A 19,513-nucleotide genomic window follows, 5' to 3' on the forward strand; every position below is an offset into this window, starting at 1 on the left:
GCGCGGGGCCGGCGCCGCCGGGTGGGGGCCGGGTCGGCAGCGGACCGGCGTCCGGGCCGTCCGCGACCGGCTGGGGCGGGGGGGCCGGCTGGGGCTGGGGTTGGGGCTGCGGCGGGGTCTGGTGCGCAGGCTGCTGCGGAGCGTGCGGCTGGGGTTGGGCGGGCTGGGGTTGGGCGGGCTGGGGCGCGTACTGGGCGGGCGGCTGAGCCGGGTACTGGCCCGGCTGCTGCGGCGGGTAGGCCTCGGGGGGGTTCTGGCCGGGCTGGTAGACCCCGGGGCTGGCGTGCTGCGGGGTCGGCTGGGGCGGCTGACCCGCGGGGGGCGTCCCCTGCGGCGGGTAGCCGGCGTGGGCGGCCGGCTGGGCGGGCTGGGGCGGCGCTGCGGGCTGGGGTGGCGCTGCGGGCTGGGGTGGTGCCGCGGGCTGGGGGGCCGCAGCCGGGTGGGCTGGCGCGGCCGGTGCGGGGGACCCCTCGGCCATGCCGGTGGCGGGCAGGATCGTCGCTCCACCACCGGGGATGACGCCGCCCTGGAACCGGAACCTGGTGTCGACCTCGGACGGCTGCTCGCCGTCGGGCAGCAGGGTCAGCCGGTCGAAGCCGTCGTCGATGATCCGGTCGACCCACGTCGAGGCGTCGAAGCCGGACACGACCGTGGTGCGGTCGCCCTCGAAGACGTGGAGGGCGACGCCCTGGTGGAGGATGACGGCCCAGCCGCGCTCGCTCGGCGCGCAGGCGCCGAAGGGCGGGATGGCGTCCGGGTCGGACTGGCTGAGCAGCCCGACGAGGCTGCGCGCCATCGTCCGCCCGGGTGCGTCGGACCCCGAGCACGCGGCGTCGAAGTTGTCGAGCAGCTGGGTGCGGACGCCCTCGTCCCCGCCGTCGAGCACGACCATCAGGCCGGGGCCCGTGCGGGCCACGATGCCGCTGCCCGGTCGGACGGTGACGTGTACGGATCGGTCAGTCATGCGCTGATCCCCTCCACGATGGTGTCGAGGTCCTCTGCGAGTGCGAGCGCGGTCCCGTACCGCTCCATCCGGTCCTGGGCGAGGCAGCGGCCGAGCACCTCGCGGACGGGGTCCGGGATCCCCGACTCCGCCACCGACGGCGACGCCGTCATGATGTGCCGCAGGACCGCGATCAGGCTCGAGTCCGGCAGGTCGGCGAAGACGCCGCGCCCGGTCAACGCCCAGTGGAGCGTCGCGCCGAGCGACCAGATGTCAGACGCCCGCGCGGACGTCTCGCCCCTGACCAGCCCGGGTTCCATCGTCTCGAGGGACGACACGCCGAGGCCGGTGACGGTCTGGCCGGGCGACACGACGTGGGCCAGGCCGAGGTCGGCCAGCACGCCGCCCCCGCCGTCGGCGAGGAAGACGTTGGCGGGCTTGATCTCGCGGTGCACCAGACCGGCTTCGTGCAGCGCGTGGGCGCCCCGTGCCGCGTCGGCGATCAGCTCGACGACCTGGACCTTGCTCAGCCCCCGCGCCCGGGCGGCGAGGGATCCCTCGCCGTAGTAGGCCACCGCCATGAACAGCCGCTCGCCGTGGCGACCGACGTCGTACATCGGCGCGAGCTGGTCACAGCCCTTCGCCGCGGCGGCGTAGACCTTGACCTCCTCGACCACGCGTCCGTACTCCGCCGCGTCGGTCGAGCGGTCGAACACCTTGAGCGCGACCGGGGTCGCTCCCAGCCCGAGCCGCTCGGGCGGCATGGCCTTGTGGACCTGGCCGTGGCTGCCGTTGCCGAGGGACTCGAGGATCTCGTAGTCCGCGATGCGGGTCATGCCCTCTCCAGTCGTGGCCGCGTCGTCGGGGACACCGTGCGCGGCACCCTACACAAGGCGACCGCCCTCGTAGCGCCAGCGGATGAAGAACATCCGGTGCGGCCCGACGACCCAGGTCCAGGTCACCAGCACCGTGGTGATGTAGTGGACGAGGAAGGCCGACGTCGGCACCCCCCCGTCGGTCGTGAGACCGAGCCACCGTGGGTTGACCAGGAAGAACATCACGATCCCCTCGGGGATCCACTGGAGGAGGAGGTACAGGATCGGCCAGTCCTTCTCCCAGCGGCCCAGCGTCATCCAGTGCCACAGCACCTCCCACAGCACGCCGACGACCGCGGTGAGCACCAGGACCTGGATCGCGTTGAAGTACACGACCCAGTACGAGGGTTGCATGTCGGCACCCGTGCCGCCCACGAGCGGCACGAGCACGAAGTTGATGATCAGCGTCCACAGGGGGGCGATGACGAGGAGGAGGAAGAACCGGGTCTGGATGCGACCGGCGAACGTCGGTGTCATGGGAGGTCTCCTGGAACCGTCTAGATCTGTGTCCCGCGGACCCACTTCAGCCACTGGCTGAAGCTGCGGCCCGGTCCGATCTTCTTGCAGAACCCCGCCTTCGCGAGGTCCAGGTAGATCGTCTGCGCGATGTACTGCAGGCCCAGGAACGAGTCCGCGCCGCCGAAGTAGGACCCGGCGGTCGCCGCCCCGCCGGCGTACAGCTTGCCGGGCGCGGACTGGGTGCCGCGGACCTCGTGGTTGTGGTCGCAGTCGAGGCGGCCGTTCGGGTTCTCACCTGCGCCACCGTGCTGGAGGAGGTCCGACAGCACTCGGTGGTCCTGGGGCAGGCCGACGAGGCCGGTGCAGTCGATGACGTAGCGGGCGGGGATGTCGGTGACCGTGCCGTCCTGACCGCGCACGGTCGACACGACGCTGTCGCCGTCCGCGCCCGGGACCACCTTGTCGACCTCGCCGACGTGCTGGCGGTAGAAGCCCTGGGCCAGGCCGCGGTCGATCTGCTCGCGCCAGTCGACGCGCCGCGGGGTGTGGGCCCCGCCGCCGAGGTAGTCGAGGTACTCCTTGCGCGCGGCCCCCTCGAGCTTCGCGAGGCGTTCCTTGTCCACCCCTCCCCAGGCGGACTTGGTGACGTTGAAGCCCTGGTAGGCCCAGCCGTGGCGGACCTCCTGCTTGCCCCGCCCGAAGCGCGGTTCGAACTTGGGCTGCGTCCGGTAGGTGCGGAACAGGTGGATGATCAGCGTCTGGGCGCCGTGCTGGTCGCGGTCGTCGATGAGGCGCTGCATGATGCGGCTGGCGACGATGCCGGCGCCGCGGACCATCACGATCCCGGGACGGCGGCGCAGGTCCTCGTAGATGTGCTCGTGCGGCTCGTAGGCGTTCACGACGTGGCGGAAGTCCTGGTAGGTCTCCCGGTACTCCTGGAGATCCCTCAGGTAGCGCAGGGCCGGGTAGCCGACGCTGACGTGGACCCAGGTCGAGCGGTACGCGATGCGCTTGGTGCGCGACGTGCCGGTCGGCGGGGTGAGGATCGTGAAGTACCCGCCGCCCTGGCGGCGGCGGACCATGCGGACCTGGCCCTTGTCGAGCATCGAGTTCCAGCCGATGCGGGCGGCCTCGCGGTCGAGGTAGCCGAACACATCACCGGAGCGCGGCGTGTAGAAGTCCCTGAAGACCGGCTCGACGAAGACGTTGAACCACGGCTTCAGCTTCTTGTCCTTCCAGCCCTCGCGGATCGCGTAGCCCGGGAAGCCCCAGATGTTGTCCGGCGTGCCGGTCGAGTCCGACCGCAGGCGCTCGTGCCCGGGGATCTGGGAGTTGTTGCAGAGGAACTTGTAGGTCTGGTACGGGACGTCGATGTTCGACAGGACCTTGATGTGCTCGCGCGGGACCCCTGCGATCCGCAGGTAGTCGACCATGACGAACGACCCGATGCCGCCACCCACGGTGACGAACGGCACGTCGACGATCGGGATCCCCGCGTCCGCGACCATCTGGTCGGTCCACCAATCCGTCTGGATCATCTGATCCGTCAGGTCGCCGTTCCCCGGTCCCTCGGGCACGGGCTGCCCGCTGGCGGGGTTGAACGTGACCGTCTTGCTTCCGTCAACCATCGCTGACGCCTTTCCTCTCCGAGAGAACCCTCACCGCCCCGCGCCGCCGGTACCCGAGCGGGCTGCGGCGCGGTCGATGAGCGGAACGATAGGGGTACCGTGCGTCACGCGGAAGACGTTCCGGTGACATCACGTCGGACTAGCCCGCAGCCGCCTCCGCGACGGGTGGGGTGGGCTCGACCGGGGGCGCCGGCCGGTTGAAGCGGTCGAACACCGGCCCGGTCATCGCGGTGGTGACCAGGGCCATGATCACCGCGACCACGTTCATCGCGGGGGTGATGATGCCGGTTTGGAGCCCGACGAGGCCGACGACCAGCGGCAGCAGGCCGCGGCAGTTCATCAGGATGCCCATGAGGTTCGAGTCGGACCACGACATCCCCGACAGGCGACCGAGGACCGCGCCGCTGCCCCACTTCGCGACGATGGCGGTGACGATGAAGATCGCGAGGCCCGGGACCGCCGCACCGCTCAGCGCGGTGACGTCGGTGTTGAGGCCGGAGAATGCGAGGAAGATCGGGAGCAGGAAGACCACGACGGTGTCGAAGAGCTCCGTGGTCATGTCCCGGACGAGGCCCTGTCGGGCGGGCATGACCAGCCCGGCCATGAAGCCGCCGATGATCACGGTGACGCCGAGCATGTGGCTGATCCACCCGGAGACGAGGACCAGGACGAGGACCCAGGCGAACATCGCGTGGCTGAGGGCGTGCCCCGCGCCCGCGGGGGAGAACTCGTCGATGCCCGACCAGGTCATCTTCGCCGAGGTCAACCCGATGGTCCGGGCCCGCTCGGCGTAGGGCTCGCCGAGGCGCTTCGCCAGCACGGGCTTGATGACCATGATCATCACGGCCAGGTACACGAATGCCAGGACCACCCGCATGACCAGCAACCCGGTGGGGGCACCGGTCGCGACGCCGGCGGCGAGCGAGACGAGGATGAACGCGAGGACGGTCACCGCGGCGGCCGCGGCGATGCCGACGATGCCGAGGGGGCTGGTGATCAGGCCCTTCTCCTGGAGGATCCGGGCCATGACCGGCAGCGCCGTCATCGAGAGGAACGCCCCGAGGAACAGCCCGAAGCCGAGGCGGCTGACGGTCCCCTCGTCGGCCACGAAGGTCCCGTCGAACATCAGCGGCGTGATGGCGAGGCCGAGGAGGAGCGGGACGGCCACGACGCCGATGGCCACGGTGGAGAGCTGCTTGGCCTTCCCCGCCAGCGCGTCGAGGTCGAGCTCGAGGCCCACCAGGAACATGAACAGCAGCAGCGCGAGCTGGCCGAAGTTGTTCAGGATGGCCGCCGCCTGCGGCGGGAAGAGGCACGAGCTGAGCGTCGCATCCGCCCCGGCGGCGATGGCGCGGTCGCAGAGCAGGGGGAGGTCCATCGGACCGAGGCTGACGACGAAGTCGGCCGGGACGCTGATCAGGCCGAGGAGGCTCGGCCCGAGCGCGACACCCGCGATGATCTCCCCGACGACGCTCGGCTGCCCGACCTTCTTCGCGAGCGCACCGAAGGCGCGCGCCGCGACGAGGATGAGCGCGAGGTCGAGGAGCACGAACATGACGACCTGCGAACCAGTGAGCATGGCGCACTTCCCGTTGAACGCGTGGTTGAAACGTCGGCACGCTATCACCGGCCAGCGGGCGCCGTACATGGCTGCAATGTTCCTGCAACCTCTTGACCCTGCCCCGTCGACCGAGGCGCCCGGACCGCCGTAGCATCGAGGCTCGATGGGTCGGCGACGGAGCGGCGGGGTGGGGATCCTCGCCGTCGTGCTCGTGGTCCTCTCCGCCCTGGCCGTGTCGGGCCAGCCACCGATCCCGGGGCGCCACACCGATCACGGGCGGTTCGGCGCCCAGTCGGCCGGCTACCCGCCCCAGCCCATCGGCGTCACGGCGTCGGCCCCCGTGTCGGCGCAGGCGTACGCCGGCGCGTCCGGGGGCGATGCCGTCGCGAGGGCCCTCGACGACCCCGACGTGGTCCGGTTGCTGGGCGACCGACCCGAGCTGATCGGTGTGGCCGAGGTCGCGTCGAAGGGCGGGGCACCCGCGGCGCACGAGGTCACCTGGTACGTGCCCGGGCGGGTCGGCAGCGTCGTCGCGACGGTCGCCGGGGGACGGGTCGTCGACGTGGAGGAGGTCCCCGCGGCGGCGTGGCAGCCACCTCTGACCGGTGACGAGGTCGACCGGGCGGTGGCGATCGCCCGCGACGCCTGGGCGGCCGACGGCGTCGACACCGCGAACCTGCAGGGCTTCGGCATGCACGTCATGGACGCCGACGGCTCCTACCCCTCCACCCGCATGGCGTACGTGACGTTCGCCCCGCACGTGGACGCCCGCCCCGAGCTGCTCACCTGGGTGGACCTCACCGCCGGCGAGGTCGTCCGCACCCGCCGCCAGCCCCCCGGCCCCTCCCCCGACGCTCCGAGCCACACCGGGTGGTCAGGCGACGCCGGCCCGCCCCGGTCCGGCACCGTCGACTGGCGCGGCTGGACGTTCGACTACGCCGTGAGCGGTCGCATGGACGGCATCGCGCTGCAGGACGTGGCCTTCCGGGGCGTCCGGGTGCTCGAGCGCGCGAGCATGCCGGCGATGACGGTGTTCTACGACGAGGACGCGTGCGGGCCGTTCGTCGACCGGCTGGGCGGCGAGCTGACGCCGGTGGACTGGGCGGACGGCGCCGAGGTGGTGCTGCGGGAGGTCACGGTCCTCGGCGAGCCGTGGCTCGAGCTCGGGATCCTCGACACCCTCGGCGAGTACGTGCTGTACCAGTCGTTCTACCTGGGCGGCGACGGGCAGCTCGACGCGCACACCTTCGCCAAGGGCCTCCAGTGCGAGACCGACCACGTCCACTACCCGTTCTGGCGCTTCGACGTGGACCTGGCCGGCGCCGACGGCGACCAGGTCGTGCGGGACACCGCCGACGGCGAGGCGGTGATGGCGACGGAGTTCGACCTGCCGGCCGATGCCGCCGCCGGCCACCGCTGGGCCGTGGTGGACGCCGCCACGGGGCACCGCGTCGACGTCGCGTTCGACGACGGCAGCTGGAACGTCCCCGGTCAGGTCGTCCCCGAGGTGCTGTACGAGACCAACACCGTCCACGGGCGCCAGTACCAGGCCGGTGAGGCCGGCACGTGGCGGTGGCCGGCGGTCCGCGACCTGCCGCAGGGGGATCCCGGCACCGCGATCGACGACGTCGTCCTGTGGTACCGCGGGTTCCTGCCCCACACCGCCGACGAGGGGCCGGACCTGTGGCACTCCACCGGCGTGCGGCTGACCGTGGACCTGGCTCCCGGCCACTTCGTCCGGCCGCGGGACTGACGCCCCCCCGGGACGGGGCAGCTCAGCGACCTCAGCTGAGCAGCCGGGCCTTCTGCGCGGCGAACTCCGCCTCGTCGATCACACCTCGACGCCGCAGGTCCTCGAGCTTGGTGAGCTCGTCCGCGACGGAGATGCCGGCCCGACCCGCGCGGGTCGCGTCACGGGCCTGGGCGCGCTCCATCTCCGCGTAGATCCGGTTCTCGACCCGGCTCGGGTTGGCGACGTCGTCGAAGGTCTGGCGGCCGGTCTCGCCGGCGGACTCGATCACGAGGTCGCCGACGCGCAGCAGGCGCTCGAGGACGGTCTGGCTGAAGGCGACGTTGTTGATCCGCTCGAGCGGGATGTTCTGGCCGGACTTCGAGACCACGCCGCTGCGGTAGATCACCCGGTCGGTCGTCACGACGAAGTGGGTGGTGCGCCACACCGTGTAGCGCCACGCGAACCACACGACCCCGACGGCCAGCGGGACGGCGGCGAGGATGGTCAGCAGCTGCTCGTCGGGCTGCACCACCGCGGCGATCACCACCAGGACGGCCAGCGCGACGAGCAGCAGCAGACCCGGTCCCAGGAAGATCCGCCAGTGCGGGTGCATGTCGAGGACGATCTGCTCCTCGTCGTTCAGCAGCTTGGTCGGGTAGCCCACGCCGGTGAATGTACTCCGCGGATGGCGTCGGCGGCCTTCTCCGCGATCATGATCGTCGGGGCGTTGGTGTTCCCGCCGATGAGGTCCGGCATCACCGAGGCATCCACCACCCGCAGGCCGTCGACGCCGCGGACGCGGAGCCCCTGCGGGTCGACGACCGCCTCGTCGTGGGTGCCCATCGCGCAGGTGCCGACCGGGTGGTACAGCGTCTGGGCCTGTGAGAGGACCGCGTCGACGACCTGCTCGCGCGACGACGCGCTCGCCGGCGGCACAAGGCGCCGCCCCCGGTGCGGCCGGAGCGCCGCCTGGGCGAGGACCTCCTCGGCCAGGTCGTAGCCGGCGAGCAGCACGTCGCGGTCCGCGGGGTCGTCCAGATAGCCGCTCTCGATGGCCGGGGCCCACGCCGGGTCGGTGCCGCGGAGGCGGATGTGGCCCCGCGACCGCGGCCGCAGGACGCAGCAGGAGAGGGTCAGGCCGTGCTCGGTCGGCTCGACCAGCCCCTCGGACAGGTAGGTGGAGGGGACGAAGTGCATCTGCACGTCCGGCGCCCCGCCGTCGGAGACGCCGGTCGTGGCGAACAGCCCGCCCTCCCCGACGTTCGACGTCAGCGGACCCCGCTTGCGGGCCAGGAACGTCAGCAGGTGGCGGGGCGAGTCCGCGCCGAACAGGCTTCCGCCCGGGGAGGCGTGGATCGGACCGGCGGTCAGGTGGTCCTGCAGGTTCTCGCCCACACCGGGGAGGTCGACGACGACCGGGACGCCGACGTCGACGAGGTGGTGGGCCGGCCCGATGCCGGAGCGGAGCAACAGGTGGGGCGAGCCGATCGCGCCGCTCGACACGATCACCTCGGTGGCGCGGACGACCTCGCGCTGCCCGCCGCGGCGGACCTCCACGCCGGTGGCCCGGGTGCCGTCGAGGGTGATCCGGTCGACCGGGGCGTCGGTCCAGACCTCGAGGTTCGGCCGGTCGAGGGCGGGCCGCAGGAACGCGTCCGCCGCGCTCCAGCGCCGTCCGCGGTGCTGGGTCACCTGGTACAGGCCGACGCCCTCCTGCACCGCGCCGTTGAAGTCGGGGTTCGCCGGGTGCCCGGCCTGCTGGGCGGCCTCGAGGAACGCCAGGGTGAGGGGTCGCGGGGCGACCTGGTCGCTGACGTGGAGGGGCCCGCCGGTGCCGTGGTACCGGTCGTGGATGGAGGCGTTGTCCTCGCTGCGGGTGAAGTGGCCGAGGACGTCGTCGTAGCCCCACCCCTCACAGCCCCAGCGGTCGCGCCACCGGTCGTAGTCGCTCGCGTGCCCGCGGATGTAGATCATCGCGTTCATCGACGAGCTGCCGCCGAGCATCCGGCCCCGCGGCCAGTACACCCGCCGGTCGTGGAGCTGCTTCGCGGGCTCGGTGGTGTAGCCCCAGTCCCACCGGGTGCGGAAGAGGTTGGGGAACGCGGCGGGGATGTGGATGTTCTGGTGGGTGTCGGCGCCGCCGGCCTCGACGAGCAGGACCCGCGCGGCGGGGTCCTCGCTCAGCCGCGCGGCCAGGACGCAGCCGGCGGACCCCGCACCGACGATGACGTAGTCGTACACGCCCGTCCTGCCCTACGCGTCCGGGCGGCGGCCCATCAGGCCGAGCGCGATCGCCCCGCTCGCCCCGAGCCCGCCGAGCAGCAGGGTCCGCACGCCGATGTCCTTGCGGATCGCGGCGGCGACCAGTGCGATCAGGTCCGCGGTGTCGACCATGATCCCGAGGTCGACCTGCCGGTCGCCCTCCGCCTCGTCGGCCCGGAGCAGCGCCGCACCGAGCGCGACGTCCCGGATGGCGAACAGCCGCGTCAGCAGCACGATGCCGTGGTGGTCGTCGGGGTCGAGCCCGAACAGGCGGGCACCCACCTTCGGCATCAGCCAGCTCGCGCCGAAGGTCATGCGGAGGGCGGCGAGCGCCCGGCGGGCGGCGAGTGGCTCCATGGCTGCTCCTGGGTCGGGCCGCGCAGCCTACGAGGGTTCGCGGTCCCAGGCGAGGTCTGCAGCCGGCGGTGCGTCGGCGTCGGTCGGCGGCGGCGGCGCGTGGCCCGCCTGGTCAGCGCCGAAGCACAGGGCCATGCGGGCGATCAGGCCGGCCAGCCGCCGGCTGCGGAGGTAGTCGTCGATGCGGTGGAGGGGGGTGCGCGGGCACCCGGCGTCGAGGTCGACCTCGAGGTGGTCGGCGATGGTCATCAGCTCGACGTTGCGGTGGAACACCGATTCGGGGTGGCCGAAGTCGTCGATCAGGACCTGCCCGACCTCGGGGCCGAGCACGCTGCGGCAGCCCATCGGATCGGCCACGGCGTCGGCGACGGAGTCGTAGCGGCGGAGCAGGTCACGGGCGCGCTTCGGGCCGATCCCCGTGATGCCCGGCAGGTTGTCGGAGGTGTCGCCGCGGAGCGCCGCGTACTCGGTGTACTGCCCGGGGGCGATGCCCAGCTCGCGGCGGAGCCGGCGGCGGTCGACCTCCTGCGCGCGGTGCATGCCCGAGCGGATCCGCAGGACCGACGTGGTGTCGCTGACCAGCGCGAACGCGTCGCGGTCGGAGGTGGCGACCACGCAGCGCCGCCGGGCCGCGGCCGCGGTGGCGGCGACGGAGCCGCAGACGTCGTCGGCCTCGTAGCCGGTGTGGGTGACGACGCACGCGCCGAGGGCGTCGAGGGCGACGGGGATCTCGTCGAGGAGGGCGTCCAGCACCTCGGGCTTGTCCGGCCGCTGGGCCTTGTAGTCGGGCCAGCGGTCCTTGCGGACCGACGCCTGACGGCAGTCGAAGCCGATCACGGTGGCGGACGGACGGACGATGTCGACGACGGCGGCCAGCAGCGCGAGGAAGCCGTAGAGGCCGGCGCCGACGAGGTCGCGGCCGCCGGGATCACCCTCCCGCTTGGCGTAGGCGTGGTAGCCGCGGTGGGCCAGGGAGTTGCCGTCGACGGCGAGCACGGTCGGGCCGGCGACGACCGTCGGCTCGGGCGCCGGCGCCGGCGCGATCCTCCGGCGGGCGGGCGCGGCGGCGGCCTTGGCCGCGTCGGTCACCTGCAGGTCGGTGTCGAACAGCGCCAGTGCGTCCATGCGGGGTGCGTCCTCTCGGCGGGGGCGTTGAGCGGGGGGAGGTCGCCGCGTCGACCCGGGGGTGTCAGCGGCCCGCCATGCGGACTCGGCCGTTGATGATAGACACGCCCTCGGCCCGCAGGCGACGTTCCTGGTCAGCGCCCTTGGGGAGGGTGCCGTCGGCCCGGATGACCCGCCACCACGGCAGGCCGTCGCTGGTCGCCATGACCCGGCCGACGGCGCGCGCCGCCCCGGGGTGCCCGGCCTCGGCGGCGACCTCCCCGTAGCTGGCGCAGGTCCCCGGGGGCAGGGCCTCGACGATGGCGTGGACGGAGTCGGCGAACGGCGTCATCACCCCGTCATCATCGCCGGTGACGGCCGGCGTAGGTTGGTGGCCCTGTGCAGAGAGGAGCACCCGTGACGGATGTTGACCCCACCAGCGGCCGTGTCGAGCTGACCGACGAGGAGTGGCGCGCCCGGCTGACGCCGGAGCAGTACGCCGTGCTGCGCCGGGCCGGCACCGAGCGCGCGTTCACCGGCGCGTACTGGGACACCAAGGACCCGGGTGTGTACCGCTGCGCCGGCTGCGGCGCCGAGCTGTTCCGCTCCGACACCAAGTACGACTCCGGGTCGGGGTGGCCGTCGTTCACCGAGCCGATCGCCGACGGGGTCGTCGAGGAGCGGACCGACACCTCCCACGGCATGGTCCGCACCGAAGCGGTCTGCGCCCGCTGCGGCGGCCACCTGGGCCACGTCTTCCCCGACGGCCCGGGCCCGAACGGCCTGCGGTACTGCATGAACTCGGTGTCGATGGAGCTCGACCCGGACAGCTGAGCGATTGGCGGGCCGGGCCCGCCCTGCGTAGCGTCCTGGTCATGCGCAGCGCCCGAGACTTCTTCCGCCCCCTCGCAGTCGGCGCGCCCGAGCCGGTCCGCGAGATCCCCTTCCGCCCCTCCCGGATGATCCACTTCTTCCCGCCGTCGGTGGAGAAGATGGTCGCCAAGGTCCCCGACATGGTCGGCACCGCCGACGTGCTGCTGGCCAACCTCGAGGACGGCGTCCCCGCCGGCGACAAGGACGCCGCCCGCGCAGGGCTGGTGAAGGTTGCGGGCGAGGTCGACTTCGGCGAGACCCAGTTCTGGACGCGGGTGAACGCCCTCGACAGCCCCTGGTGCCTGGACGACCTGACCGCCGCGGTCCTCGAGGCCGGCGAGGCCCTCGACGTCATCATGGTCCCGAAGGTCGAGGGACCGGAGGACATCCACTACGTCGACCGGCTCCTCGCCCAACTCGAGGCCAAGGCCGGGCTGTCCGAGCCGCTGCTGGTCCACGCGATCCTCGAGACCGCCCGCGGGGTGGCGAACGTCGAGGCCATCTGCGGCGCATCGCCGCGCATGCAGGGCCTCTCGCTCGGGCCGGCGGACCTGGCGGCGAACCGGCGGATGAAGACCACCCGCGTCGGCGGCGGCCACCCGGGCTACGTGGTCCGGACCGACCCGGACCCCGACGACGCCGACGCGCCCCGGGCGACGTTCCAGCAGGACCTGTGGCACTACACGATCAGCCGGATGGTCGACGCCTGCGTGGCGCACGGGATCCTCCCCTACTACGGCCCGTTCGGGGACATCCGGGACACCACCGCGTGCGAGGACCAGTTCCGCAACGCCTACCTGCTCGGCTGCGTCGGCGCGTGGTCCCTCCACCCGGTCCAGATCGAGATCGCGAAGCGGGTCTTCAGCCCCGACCCGGCCGAGGTGGCGCACGCCAAGCGCGTCGTGGAGGCCATGGGCGACGGCACCGGCGCGATCATGCTCGACGGGAAGATGGAGGACGACGCCAGCGTCAAGCAGTGCAAGGTCGTCCTCGACCTCGCGAACCAGCTCGCCGCCCGCGACCCCGACCTCGCCGAGGCCTACGACCTGTAGCCCGTCCGTGGGTCCCTGACCCGCACGGATTGACCACCGACGACCGCTGCGGAGAGCTCCGCGGTGGTCGATCCGCGGTGGCGGGGTGCGCTGAGCTGCGGCGATGACCCTGCGCACGTCCGGTCACGGCGCGTGGTGGTCGATCCGTGCGGCGGGTGGACGGTCAGCGGATGTCCGGCAGCGCGTCCATCGGCAGGGTGCCGGGGTCGGTCGGTCCGGGCGCGGACGCCGAGCGGGACGGGAGCGCCATCGGCGTGGTCGCCCACCGGTGGGCGGACTGGACCAGCTGCAGGCGCCGGCCGAGGTCCCGCGCGCTGGCAGGCCGCTGGGCCGGGTCCTTCGCGAGCCCGTCCGCGACCACGGCGGCCAGGTCGGCGGGGACCCCGTGGTCGCGCAGGTCCGGGGCGGGCGAGTCGAGGATCTTCAGCAGCAGGGTGACCAGCGCAGCGGACTGGGGCACGGTGAACGGCGGTTCGCCGGCCAGCAGCTCGTACAGCGTCGAGGCGAGGCTGTAGACGTCGGAGCGGACCGTCGCGGTGCCGCCGTCGACGACCTCGGGAGCGACGTGGTTGAGGGTCATGCCCATGCCGGAGGTGTGGGTGGCGTCGACGATCCCGGAGATCCCGAAGTCGGCCAGCTTCGGCATCCCGGCGGCGTCCAGCAGGATGTTCGCCGGCTTGACGTCGCGGTGCAGGACCCCTTGGGAGTGGGCCGCGTCGAGGGCGCCCGCGACGCTGACCGCCAGCGCCGTCGCCGCGTCGTGGGGCAGCGGCACCCGGCCGTCGAGGGACCCACCGGCCAGCAGCTCCATGGCGATGAACGGGTGGCCCCGACCGGTCGTGCCGACCTCGTGCAGGACCACGACGTTCGGGTGCCAGCCGAGCGCGGCCAGGGCCGAGGTCTCGCGGGAGAACTGCTTCTGCGCCCGCTCGTCGGCCGGCGGCGCGGTCAGCACCTTGATGGCCACGTCGGTGCCGCTCGCGTCGTGACGGGCACGGTGCACCGTCGCGGTGCCGCCGACCCCGATCTGTCCGAGCACGGTGTAGCCGGGCAGGACGTGGCTCGTGCGGGGGTCGGCCACGCTCAGGGCTCCAGGCGGATCACGGACGGGGCGGTCGTGGTCGCCCAGGCCGCGTCATCCGCCGGGGCCAGGGCGGTGACCCCGGTGGCCACGACCACGGGGGTGGCGTCCAGCCGCCACACGTCGCCCGCGGCGTCGAGGACCCACACCGCCCGTGCGGATGCGGCCACGTCGACGAGCCGACCTGCCGCCGCGGGCACCCCGAGCGGACCGGTGGTGCCGTCGGGCGCGATCCGCACCAGCGTCCCCTCGGCGGTCACCACGACCGCGGATCCGTCGGCGGCGACATCGACCTCCACCACCGGGGTGGCGAGATCGGCCGTCACGACCTGGCCGTCCCGCACGCCGACCAGCCCGCCGGATCGGTCAGCCGCCCAGACCACGGCCCCGCGGGCGGCGACGTGGAGGCGCGCCCCTGGAGCGACGACCTCGGGGGCCGTCCCGTCGAGGCGGACCAGGCCGTCGGCGGTCGCGGCCCACAGCACGCCAGCACCGTCGTGGGCCAGCTCGACGGCGGCGACGCCGATGGTCCGGGTGACCGCCAGCGTGTCCGGGTCCCGTACCTGCACCTGGCCGCCGACCGCCGTGGCGACGGCGTCGGCGGTGACGGCGATCGACCGGACCCCCTCCGCGGGGACCTCGGCGACCACTCGGCCGTCGACCGCCGCGACGAGGGTGGTGTCGGTGGCCACGACGACCAGGCCGTCCCCGCCGGCGACGGCGCGGGCGGCCCCGTCCAACGCCACCTCCACCGCGGTCTCGCCGGGTGGCGGGGGCGGCGGCGGGGCGGGTGGCGGGGCAGGCGGGACGTCGCCGGGCACCGGGGTGCCGGGTGCGGTGGCCGACGGCGCGGGCGGCGGCAGCGCGCCGAGGGGCGGCTCGGCCAGGTCGGGCTCCTCCGCGGCGGGCTCCTCGTCCGCAGCGCCGCCGTCGGGGACGGGTGTGGCCTCGACGTCGGGGGCGGCGGCGTCCCCGTCGGGCTCCGCGTCCGCGGGCGCCTCGGCGGCAGGCGGTGCCGCGGCGTCGTCCCCGCCGAAGGGATCGGCGACGGTGAAGACGGCGAGGCCCACCAGGACCGCGGCCACGCCGGCCATGGCGCTGGTGATGCGTTGCAGCCGGCGGGCGCGGGCCCGCTCGCGCGGCGGGATCGGCTGGCCGGACCCCGGCGTCCACGCGGCCGGGGCGGGCGCGGCCGGTGCCGGGCCGGCGGTGGCCTCACGGCCCCCCTCGCGGCCCAGGCCCGCCGGCAGGGCGACGGCGATGCCGAGCGCCTCGGCGGCCCCGCGGAGCTCCTTGACCAGGTCCTCGGCGGTGGCGGGACGTGCCGCAGGATCCTTCGCCATGGCACGGCGGACCACCCGGGCGAGGGGCTCGGGCACCCCGATCCCCGTGAGGTCCGGGACGGGGTCGCGCCAGCAGCGCACGATCAGCGCGGCCGGCGACTCGTCGGTGCCGCGGTGGTAGGCGGGTTGCCCTGCCAGCAGCGCGTACAGGGTCGCCCCGACCGAGTACACGTCGCTCGCGACCGTCGCGGCGCCGCCGTCGAGCAGCTCCGGCGCGCTGTAGGCCACCGTGCCGGTCGCCCCGAGCGGGTCGCCGTCCCCCGCGGGCTGACCGGCCGCGGACAGGGCGACCCCGAAGTCCGACAGCTTCACCTGGCCCTCCGCCCCGACGAGCAGGTTGTCGGGCTTCACGTCGCGGTGCAGCACGCCGGCGCGGTGGGCGATGTGCAGGGCGCCGGCGACCTCCACGCCGTGGACGACCGCGGCCTCCGGCGACAGCGGCCCCTCGGCGTCGACCACGTCGCCGAGCGTGCCGCCGTCGAGTCGCTCCATCACGATGTAGGCCTGGTCGTCGACGTGCCCCGCGTCGAGGATCCGCACGATGTTGGGGTGCCAGGCGAGGGTCCCCATGACCTGGATCTCACCCTCGAAGCGCCGGCGGGTGAGCTCGTCCATGCGCCGGTGGAGGACCTTGATCGCCACGGGGGTGCCGCCGGGGGCGGTGCCGAGGTGGACGACCCCGAAGCCGCCCCGGCCGATCTCCTCGGCGACCTGGTACCCGGGGATCGGCGGGGCAGCGGACACGGCCATCGTGGCGGGAGCCTAACCGAGGCCCCCGCCTCCCGGGCTTACGGGTTCATTCCCCGCCGTCGTCGACCGGCTCCGACCCCTCCACCGGTTGGTCGGGGCCGCCCGGCGCGCAGCACGGCTCCTCGGTGCCGGGGAACGCCGCGTAGCCCTCCTGGGCCAGCGTCGTCAGGTCGTGGGCGCTGATGCCGGCGTAGGAGATCGCGTAGACGGTGTCGCCCACGACGAGGGTGCGGTCCGCCGCGGCGTACACCTCGGGGGGCGCGCCGATCGTGCCGACCTGGGAGAGGGTGCCCGCGGTCGCGTCGACGTCGATCACCTGCGTGGGGAACTCGCCGCGCTCGTACAACTCGGTCGGGACGAACGCCCGGCCGAGGGGCGACCAGAACAGGAACGCCTTGTGGTCGTGCTCGACCGGCGAGGACCCCTGCCCGTAGCCGATCTCGTCGACGCGGACGGGGTTGGCCAGGTCGGAGATGTCGAAGAGGCTGACCTGCACCCCGGTGAGCCGTCCGTCGTCGGTGCCGTCCTGGCCGACGCCGAGCAGGTGGTCCTCACCGATCGGGTGGAGGTAGCGGGACACGCCGGGGATCTTCAGCTCGCCGGTGACCCGCGGCGCCGCGGGGTTCGACAGGTCGACCAGGTAGAGGGGGTCGACCTGTCGGAAGGTCACCACCGCCGCGAGGTCGGGACCGAGGTAGCGCACGGCGAAGATCTGCTCGCCGGCGCCGAGGCCGAACACGCGCCCGACCTCGAACAGCTCGCTGCCGCCCTCGGTGAGGACCGTGATGCCGTTGTCGGTGGCGCCGGCTGGGTCGTCGAACGGTGGCTGGGTGGTCGTGGCGATCCGGTAGTAGCCGTCCCGCTCGGAGATCGAGAACTGGTTGAGCACCCACCCGTCGACCTGGCCGCTGGCGACGTACCGGGTGGCGGAGAGGTCGGAGATGTCGAAGCTGTGGACCTCGGTCGTGACCTGCTGGGTCGGTGCCTCGGGGTTCCAGGCCCCCCAGCGGGAGGACGTGAGCACGAGCCGCTCGGTGGAGGCGTACAGCGTCTCCGCCTGCGCCAGCACCGCCGCGGCCGATGTCGGGGTGAGGGACTCGGAGATGTCGAAGGCGGTGACCAGCGCCGTCGAGATGCCGCTGAAGCCCGGTGGGGCGAACACCGCCTCGCACGGCACGGCCAGCGACTCGCCCTCGGGGCCGCGGACGCTGGGCAGCCAGTCGGTGATGGCCGACTCCTCGATCACCTGGCGGTTGTGGGCGAGCGACGTCTGGTGCGCCTCGTCGCTCGAGTCGGTCGGCACGGTGAAGTCGAGGCCGGTGGGGTTGGCGGAGGCCACCAGCCGCACGACCCCGCCGACCATGCGGGCGGACCGGTAGGCGCCGTCGAGCTCGACGGCGTCGAGACGCACCGGGGCGGTCGGGTCGGACACGTCGTAGCGGGTCAGGATCGTCGTCGGCTCTGGGTAGTAGCCGCCGGGTGCGAAGGCGACGTCCTCGGCGGGCGCCGGCTCGGCCGGGTAGGCGAACCCGTCACCGGAGGAGAGGACGACCAGCACCTCGCCGCCCTCGACGCTCGTGTCGAGGAGCAGCTCGTGGCCGTACGCGGCCTCCGGGACGTCGAGGGTCATGACGTGCACCGGCGCGTCACCGGAGACGTCGACGACCTGGACGCCCTGACCGGCGACGACGTACGCCGCCTGCGCGGTGGCCTTGACCCGGTCGGGCTCGTCGACCCCGACCTCTTGGGTGTTCGTGCCGGAGGTCGGGGTGTCCTCCCCGCCGCCGACGCCGCCGTCGTCACCACCGGCGTCCTCGTCCGGAGCCGACGGGGCCGGGGGTGGGGCCGGCGGTGCGCCGCCGTCGACGGGTTCTTCCTCACCCGGGCGATCGGGCCCGACGGGGGGCGGGACGGGGTCGACGCCGCCGTGGTAGTGGCCGTCGAGGCCGTAGGCGGTGACGCGCTCGAGCGCTTCGGCCCTGAAGAAGTCGAGGGTCGCGGGGCAGCTCTCGAACGGGTCGAGGGCGGCGAACGCGTCGGCGCAGGCCGTGCCGTCGAAGGTCGTCAGCTGCGCCTCGACCTCGGTGTCGATGACCGACTCGTCGCCGACCAGGAGCAGGTCGACCGCGGGGTCCCCGCAGGTCGAGACGACCCGCCGCGTGGCGGCGCTGACCGTGCCGACCACGGCGAGGGGTGGCGCGCCGGTGTCCGCGGCGATGCCGGCGGCCGACAGTCCGTAGGCCCAGCCGTCCGGCCGCCCGGCGTCGAGGATCACGAACCGCCGGGCGTCCGGCGCGTCGCCCGGGCCGCGCCACAGGGCGTCCTCGGCGATCGCCGCGGCCGTCGCGGTCCGCTCGGGTCCGGCCAGGCGGCGCGGGTTGGGGGCGGCGTCCTCGACCGCGTCGGAGAGGGCGGCGTCACCGCCGAGGAGGACCGTGCTCACCGGGGCGTCCGCGGCCAGCCAGGTGGCGACCGCCGGGTGCAGCGCGTCGGTCGGGGTGACCAGGATCGGCAGGCCGCGGGCGGCGGCCAGCGACCCGCCGGTCATCGAGTCCGCCCACGCGCTGGTGGGGTTGTCAGCCGGGCCGTCGGAGCGGGCCAGCAGGACCGTGTCGCCGGGGTGGCGCCGGCGGACCTCGTCGGCGACCGCCAGCGCGGTCTCCACGCGGGTCTCGCCGGCCAAGCGCGCCACGGCGTACCCGGCGGCGGTCAGCTCGTCCGCGACGGCGGGGCCGATCGCGTCCTCACCTCCGAGCACGTAGACGGTCGCCCCGTCGCCGAGGACCCGGTCGAGCTCGGCGGCGGTGGCCGGGGTCAAGCGGGCCGACGCCGTCAGGAGCAGGGGCCCGTCGTCGGTCAGCGCCGCCCCGGCCAGGGAGTCGGCGAACGAGTCGACGGTCGCCAGCACCGCGTGGGGGGCGGTGTCGAAGCGCTGCTGGGACACCGCGATCGCCGCGGTCACCGGGTCGCCGGCCTCGATCCGCTCGGTCGTGGCGGGATCGCCGTCGAAGGGACCCACACCGCCGAGCTGGGCCCCCGCGGGCAGGCCGGCCGTGGCCAGCGCCAACAGGATCGCGAGGGTGCGCAGGAGGGCGCGGGAGGGGTGGCGTGCCGTCATCGTCGACTCCTCGTGGCCGTTTGGCGGAGGGACATCGACACTACGACGTCACCTGGGCGACCGTTGTTCCAAGGCTGTGGGCTGTGGCGCGGCCCGGCGGGGGGCGCACGCGCCGACGCCCCTGCCCGCACGGATCGACCACTACACCGCGCAATCGGACCCTCCGAGGCGTCATCGGCCCAGCTCAGCGCGACGTTGGCGCGACGGGACCGCACGCATCGACCCGCGTCAGCCTCTCCACGCAGTCACGTAGTGGTCGATCCGTGCGTCGGTCCGGGTCCGTCGGTCCGGGGTCCGGGTCCGGGCATCTCCGGTGTGGGGCGGGCCCCCCCCCCCGCGCCCCACCGCCCGGGGGGGGGTGAGGGGGCGGGGGCC

At 73.8% G+C, this 19,513-nt stretch carries 15 protein-coding genes and 1 pseudogene; 3 read left to right on the forward strand and 13 right to left on the reverse strand.

Features of this window, described 5'->3' with window-relative positions; translation table 11 throughout:
- From ACEQ2X_RS12700 to ACEQ2X_RS12720, 5 genes and pseudogenes are all read right to left on the reverse strand, one after another.
- Positions 1-964, reverse strand: a pseudogene (locus ACEQ2X_RS12700) (hypothetical protein); the annotation flags it as partial.
- Positions 961-1,779, reverse strand: a complete 819-nt coding sequence (locus ACEQ2X_RS12705) for a serine/threonine-protein kinase (protein WP_370326182.1) — start codon at positions 1,777-1,779, stop codon at positions 961-963. The gene ACEQ2X_RS12705 and the pseudogene ACEQ2X_RS12700, both read right to left, overlap by 4 nt.
- A 48-nt stretch (positions 1,780-1,827) precedes the next feature.
- Complete coding sequence (locus ACEQ2X_RS12710; RefSeq protein WP_370326183.1) at positions 1,828-2,295, reverse strand: hypothetical protein; 468 nt, start codon at positions 2,293-2,295, stop codon at positions 1,828-1,830.
- A gap of 20 nt (positions 2,296-2,315) precedes the next feature.
- Positions 2,316-3,905, reverse strand: coding sequence for a hypothetical protein (locus tag ACEQ2X_RS12715; protein ID WP_370326184.1), 1,590 nt, complete (start codon positions 3,903-3,905; stop codon positions 2,316-2,318).
- 139 nt (positions 3,906-4,044) lie between these two features.
- On the reverse strand, positions 4,045-5,484 hold the full coding sequence (locus ACEQ2X_RS12720) for a cation:proton antiporter (protein ID WP_370326185.1): 1,440 nt from the start codon (positions 5,482-5,484) through the stop codon (positions 4,045-4,047).
- 145 nt (positions 5,485-5,629) lie between these two features.
- Between ACEQ2X_RS12720 and ACEQ2X_RS12725 the strand changes: the two genes are divergently transcribed.
- Positions 5,630-7,219, forward strand: coding sequence for a hypothetical protein (locus ACEQ2X_RS12725; RefSeq protein ID WP_370326186.1), 1,590 nt, complete (start codon positions 5,630-5,632; stop codon positions 7,217-7,219).
- Positions 7,220-7,250: 31 nt separating this feature from the next.
- Here ACEQ2X_RS12725 and ACEQ2X_RS12730 read toward each other — a convergent pair whose 3' ends face one another.
- From ACEQ2X_RS12730 to ACEQ2X_RS12750, 5 genes are all read right to left on the reverse strand, one after another.
- Entirely contained in the window at positions 7,251-7,862 is a 612-nt protein-coding gene (locus ACEQ2X_RS12730) for a PH domain-containing protein (protein WP_370326187.1), read from the reverse strand.
- Positions 7,838-9,439, reverse strand: a complete 1,602-nt coding sequence (locus ACEQ2X_RS12735) for a GMC family oxidoreductase (RefSeq protein ID WP_370326188.1) — start codon at positions 9,437-9,439, stop codon at positions 7,838-7,840. Before ACEQ2X_RS12735 ends, ACEQ2X_RS12730 begins: the two co-directional genes overlap by 25 nt.
- A gap of 12 nt (positions 9,440-9,451) precedes the next feature.
- Positions 9,452-9,817: a hypothetical protein gene (locus ACEQ2X_RS12740; protein ID WP_370326189.1), complete on the reverse strand. Its 366-nt coding sequence runs from the start codon at positions 9,815-9,817 to the stop codon at positions 9,452-9,454.
- A gap of 27 nt (positions 9,818-9,844) precedes the next feature.
- Positions 9,845-10,942: a 5'-3' exonuclease H3TH domain-containing protein gene (locus tag ACEQ2X_RS12745; RefSeq protein WP_370326190.1), complete on the reverse strand. Its 1,098-nt coding sequence runs from the start codon at positions 10,940-10,942 to the stop codon at positions 9,845-9,847.
- Between the two features lie 64 nt (positions 10,943-11,006).
- On the reverse strand, positions 11,007-11,336 hold the full coding sequence (locus ACEQ2X_RS12750) for an MGMT family protein (protein WP_370326191.1): 330 nt from the start codon (positions 11,334-11,336) through the stop codon (positions 11,007-11,009).
- Positions 11,337-11,338: 2 nt separating this feature from the next.
- Here ACEQ2X_RS12750 and msrB point away from each other — a divergent pair, with 2 nt between their 5' ends.
- Together msrB and ACEQ2X_RS12760 are read left to right on the forward strand one after the other, a co-directional pair.
- On the forward strand, positions 11,339-11,755 hold the full coding sequence (msrB, locus tag ACEQ2X_RS12755; protein WP_370326192.1) for a peptide-methionine (R)-S-oxide reductase MsrB: 417 nt from the start codon (positions 11,339-11,341) through the stop codon (positions 11,753-11,755).
- A 41-nt stretch (positions 11,756-11,796) separates the two neighbouring features.
- Positions 11,797-12,846 (forward strand): CoA ester lyase, encoded by a 1,050-nt coding sequence (locus tag ACEQ2X_RS12760; protein WP_370326193.1) that lies wholly within the window; start codon positions 11,797-11,799, stop codon positions 12,844-12,846.
- Positions 12,847-13,009: 163 nt separating this feature from the next.
- Here ACEQ2X_RS12760 and ACEQ2X_RS12765 read toward each other — a convergent pair whose 3' ends face one another.
- The 3 genes from ACEQ2X_RS12765 to ACEQ2X_RS12775 are packed head-to-tail and all read right to left on the reverse strand — an operon-like array spanning position 13,010 to position 19,138.
- Complete coding sequence (locus ACEQ2X_RS12765; protein ID WP_370326194.1) at positions 13,010-13,927, reverse strand: serine/threonine-protein kinase; 918 nt, start codon at positions 13,925-13,927, stop codon at positions 13,010-13,012.
- Positions 13,928-13,929: 2 nt separating this feature from the next.
- Positions 13,930-16,020, reverse strand: a complete 2,091-nt coding sequence (locus ACEQ2X_RS12770) for a protein kinase (RefSeq protein WP_370326195.1) — start codon at positions 16,018-16,020, stop codon at positions 13,930-13,932.
- A 46-nt stretch (positions 16,021-16,066) separates the two neighbouring features.
- Positions 16,067-19,138, reverse strand: a complete 3,072-nt coding sequence (locus tag ACEQ2X_RS12775; protein ID WP_370326196.1) for a beta-propeller domain-containing protein — start codon at positions 19,136-19,138, stop codon at positions 16,067-16,069.
- Between the last annotated feature and the right edge of the window lie 375 nt (positions 19,139-19,513).

It is taken from the genome of Euzebya sp. (assembly GCF_964222135.1).
Classification (GTDB): Bacteria; Actinomycetota; Nitriliruptoria; order Euzebyales; family Euzebyaceae; genus Euzebya.

Bases quoted from the DNA above. Each gene is read 5' to 3' on its own strand.
- ACEQ2X_RS12705 (WP_370326182.1), bottom strand. From the start codon at position 1,779: ATGACCCGCATCGCGGACTACGAGATCCTCGAGTCCCTCGGCAACGGC.
- ACEQ2X_RS12710 (WP_370326183.1), bottom strand. From the start codon at position 2,295: ATGACACCGACGTTCGCCGGTCGCATCCAGACCCGGTTCTTCCTCCTC.
- ACEQ2X_RS12715 (WP_370326184.1), bottom strand. From the start codon at position 3,905: ATGGTTGACGGAAGCAAGACGGTCACGTTCAACCCCGCCAGCGGGCAG.
- ACEQ2X_RS12720 (WP_370326185.1), bottom strand. From the start codon at position 5,484: ATGCTCACTGGTTCGCAGGTCGTCATGTTCGTGCTCCTCGACCTCGCG.
- ACEQ2X_RS12725 (WP_370326186.1), top strand. From the start codon at position 5,630: ATGGGTCGGCGACGGAGCGGCGGGGTGGGGATCCTCGCCGTCGTGCTC.
- ACEQ2X_RS12740 (WP_370326189.1), bottom strand. From the start codon at position 9,817: ATGGAGCCACTCGCCGCCCGCCGGGCGCTCGCCGCCCTCCGCATGACC.
- ACEQ2X_RS12745 (WP_370326190.1), bottom strand. From the start codon at position 10,942: ATGGACGCACTGGCGCTGTTCGACACCGACCTGCAGGTGACCGACGCG.
- ACEQ2X_RS12760 (WP_370326193.1), top strand. From the start codon at position 11,797: ATGCGCAGCGCCCGAGACTTCTTCCGCCCCCTCGCAGTCGGCGCGCCC.
- ACEQ2X_RS12770 (WP_370326195.1), bottom strand. From the start codon at position 16,020: ATGGCCGTGTCCGCTGCCCCGCCGATCCCCGGGTACCAGGTCGCCGAG.
- ACEQ2X_RS12775 (WP_370326196.1), bottom strand. From the start codon at position 19,138: ATGACGGCACGCCACCCCTCCCGCGCCCTCCTGCGCACCCTCGCGATC.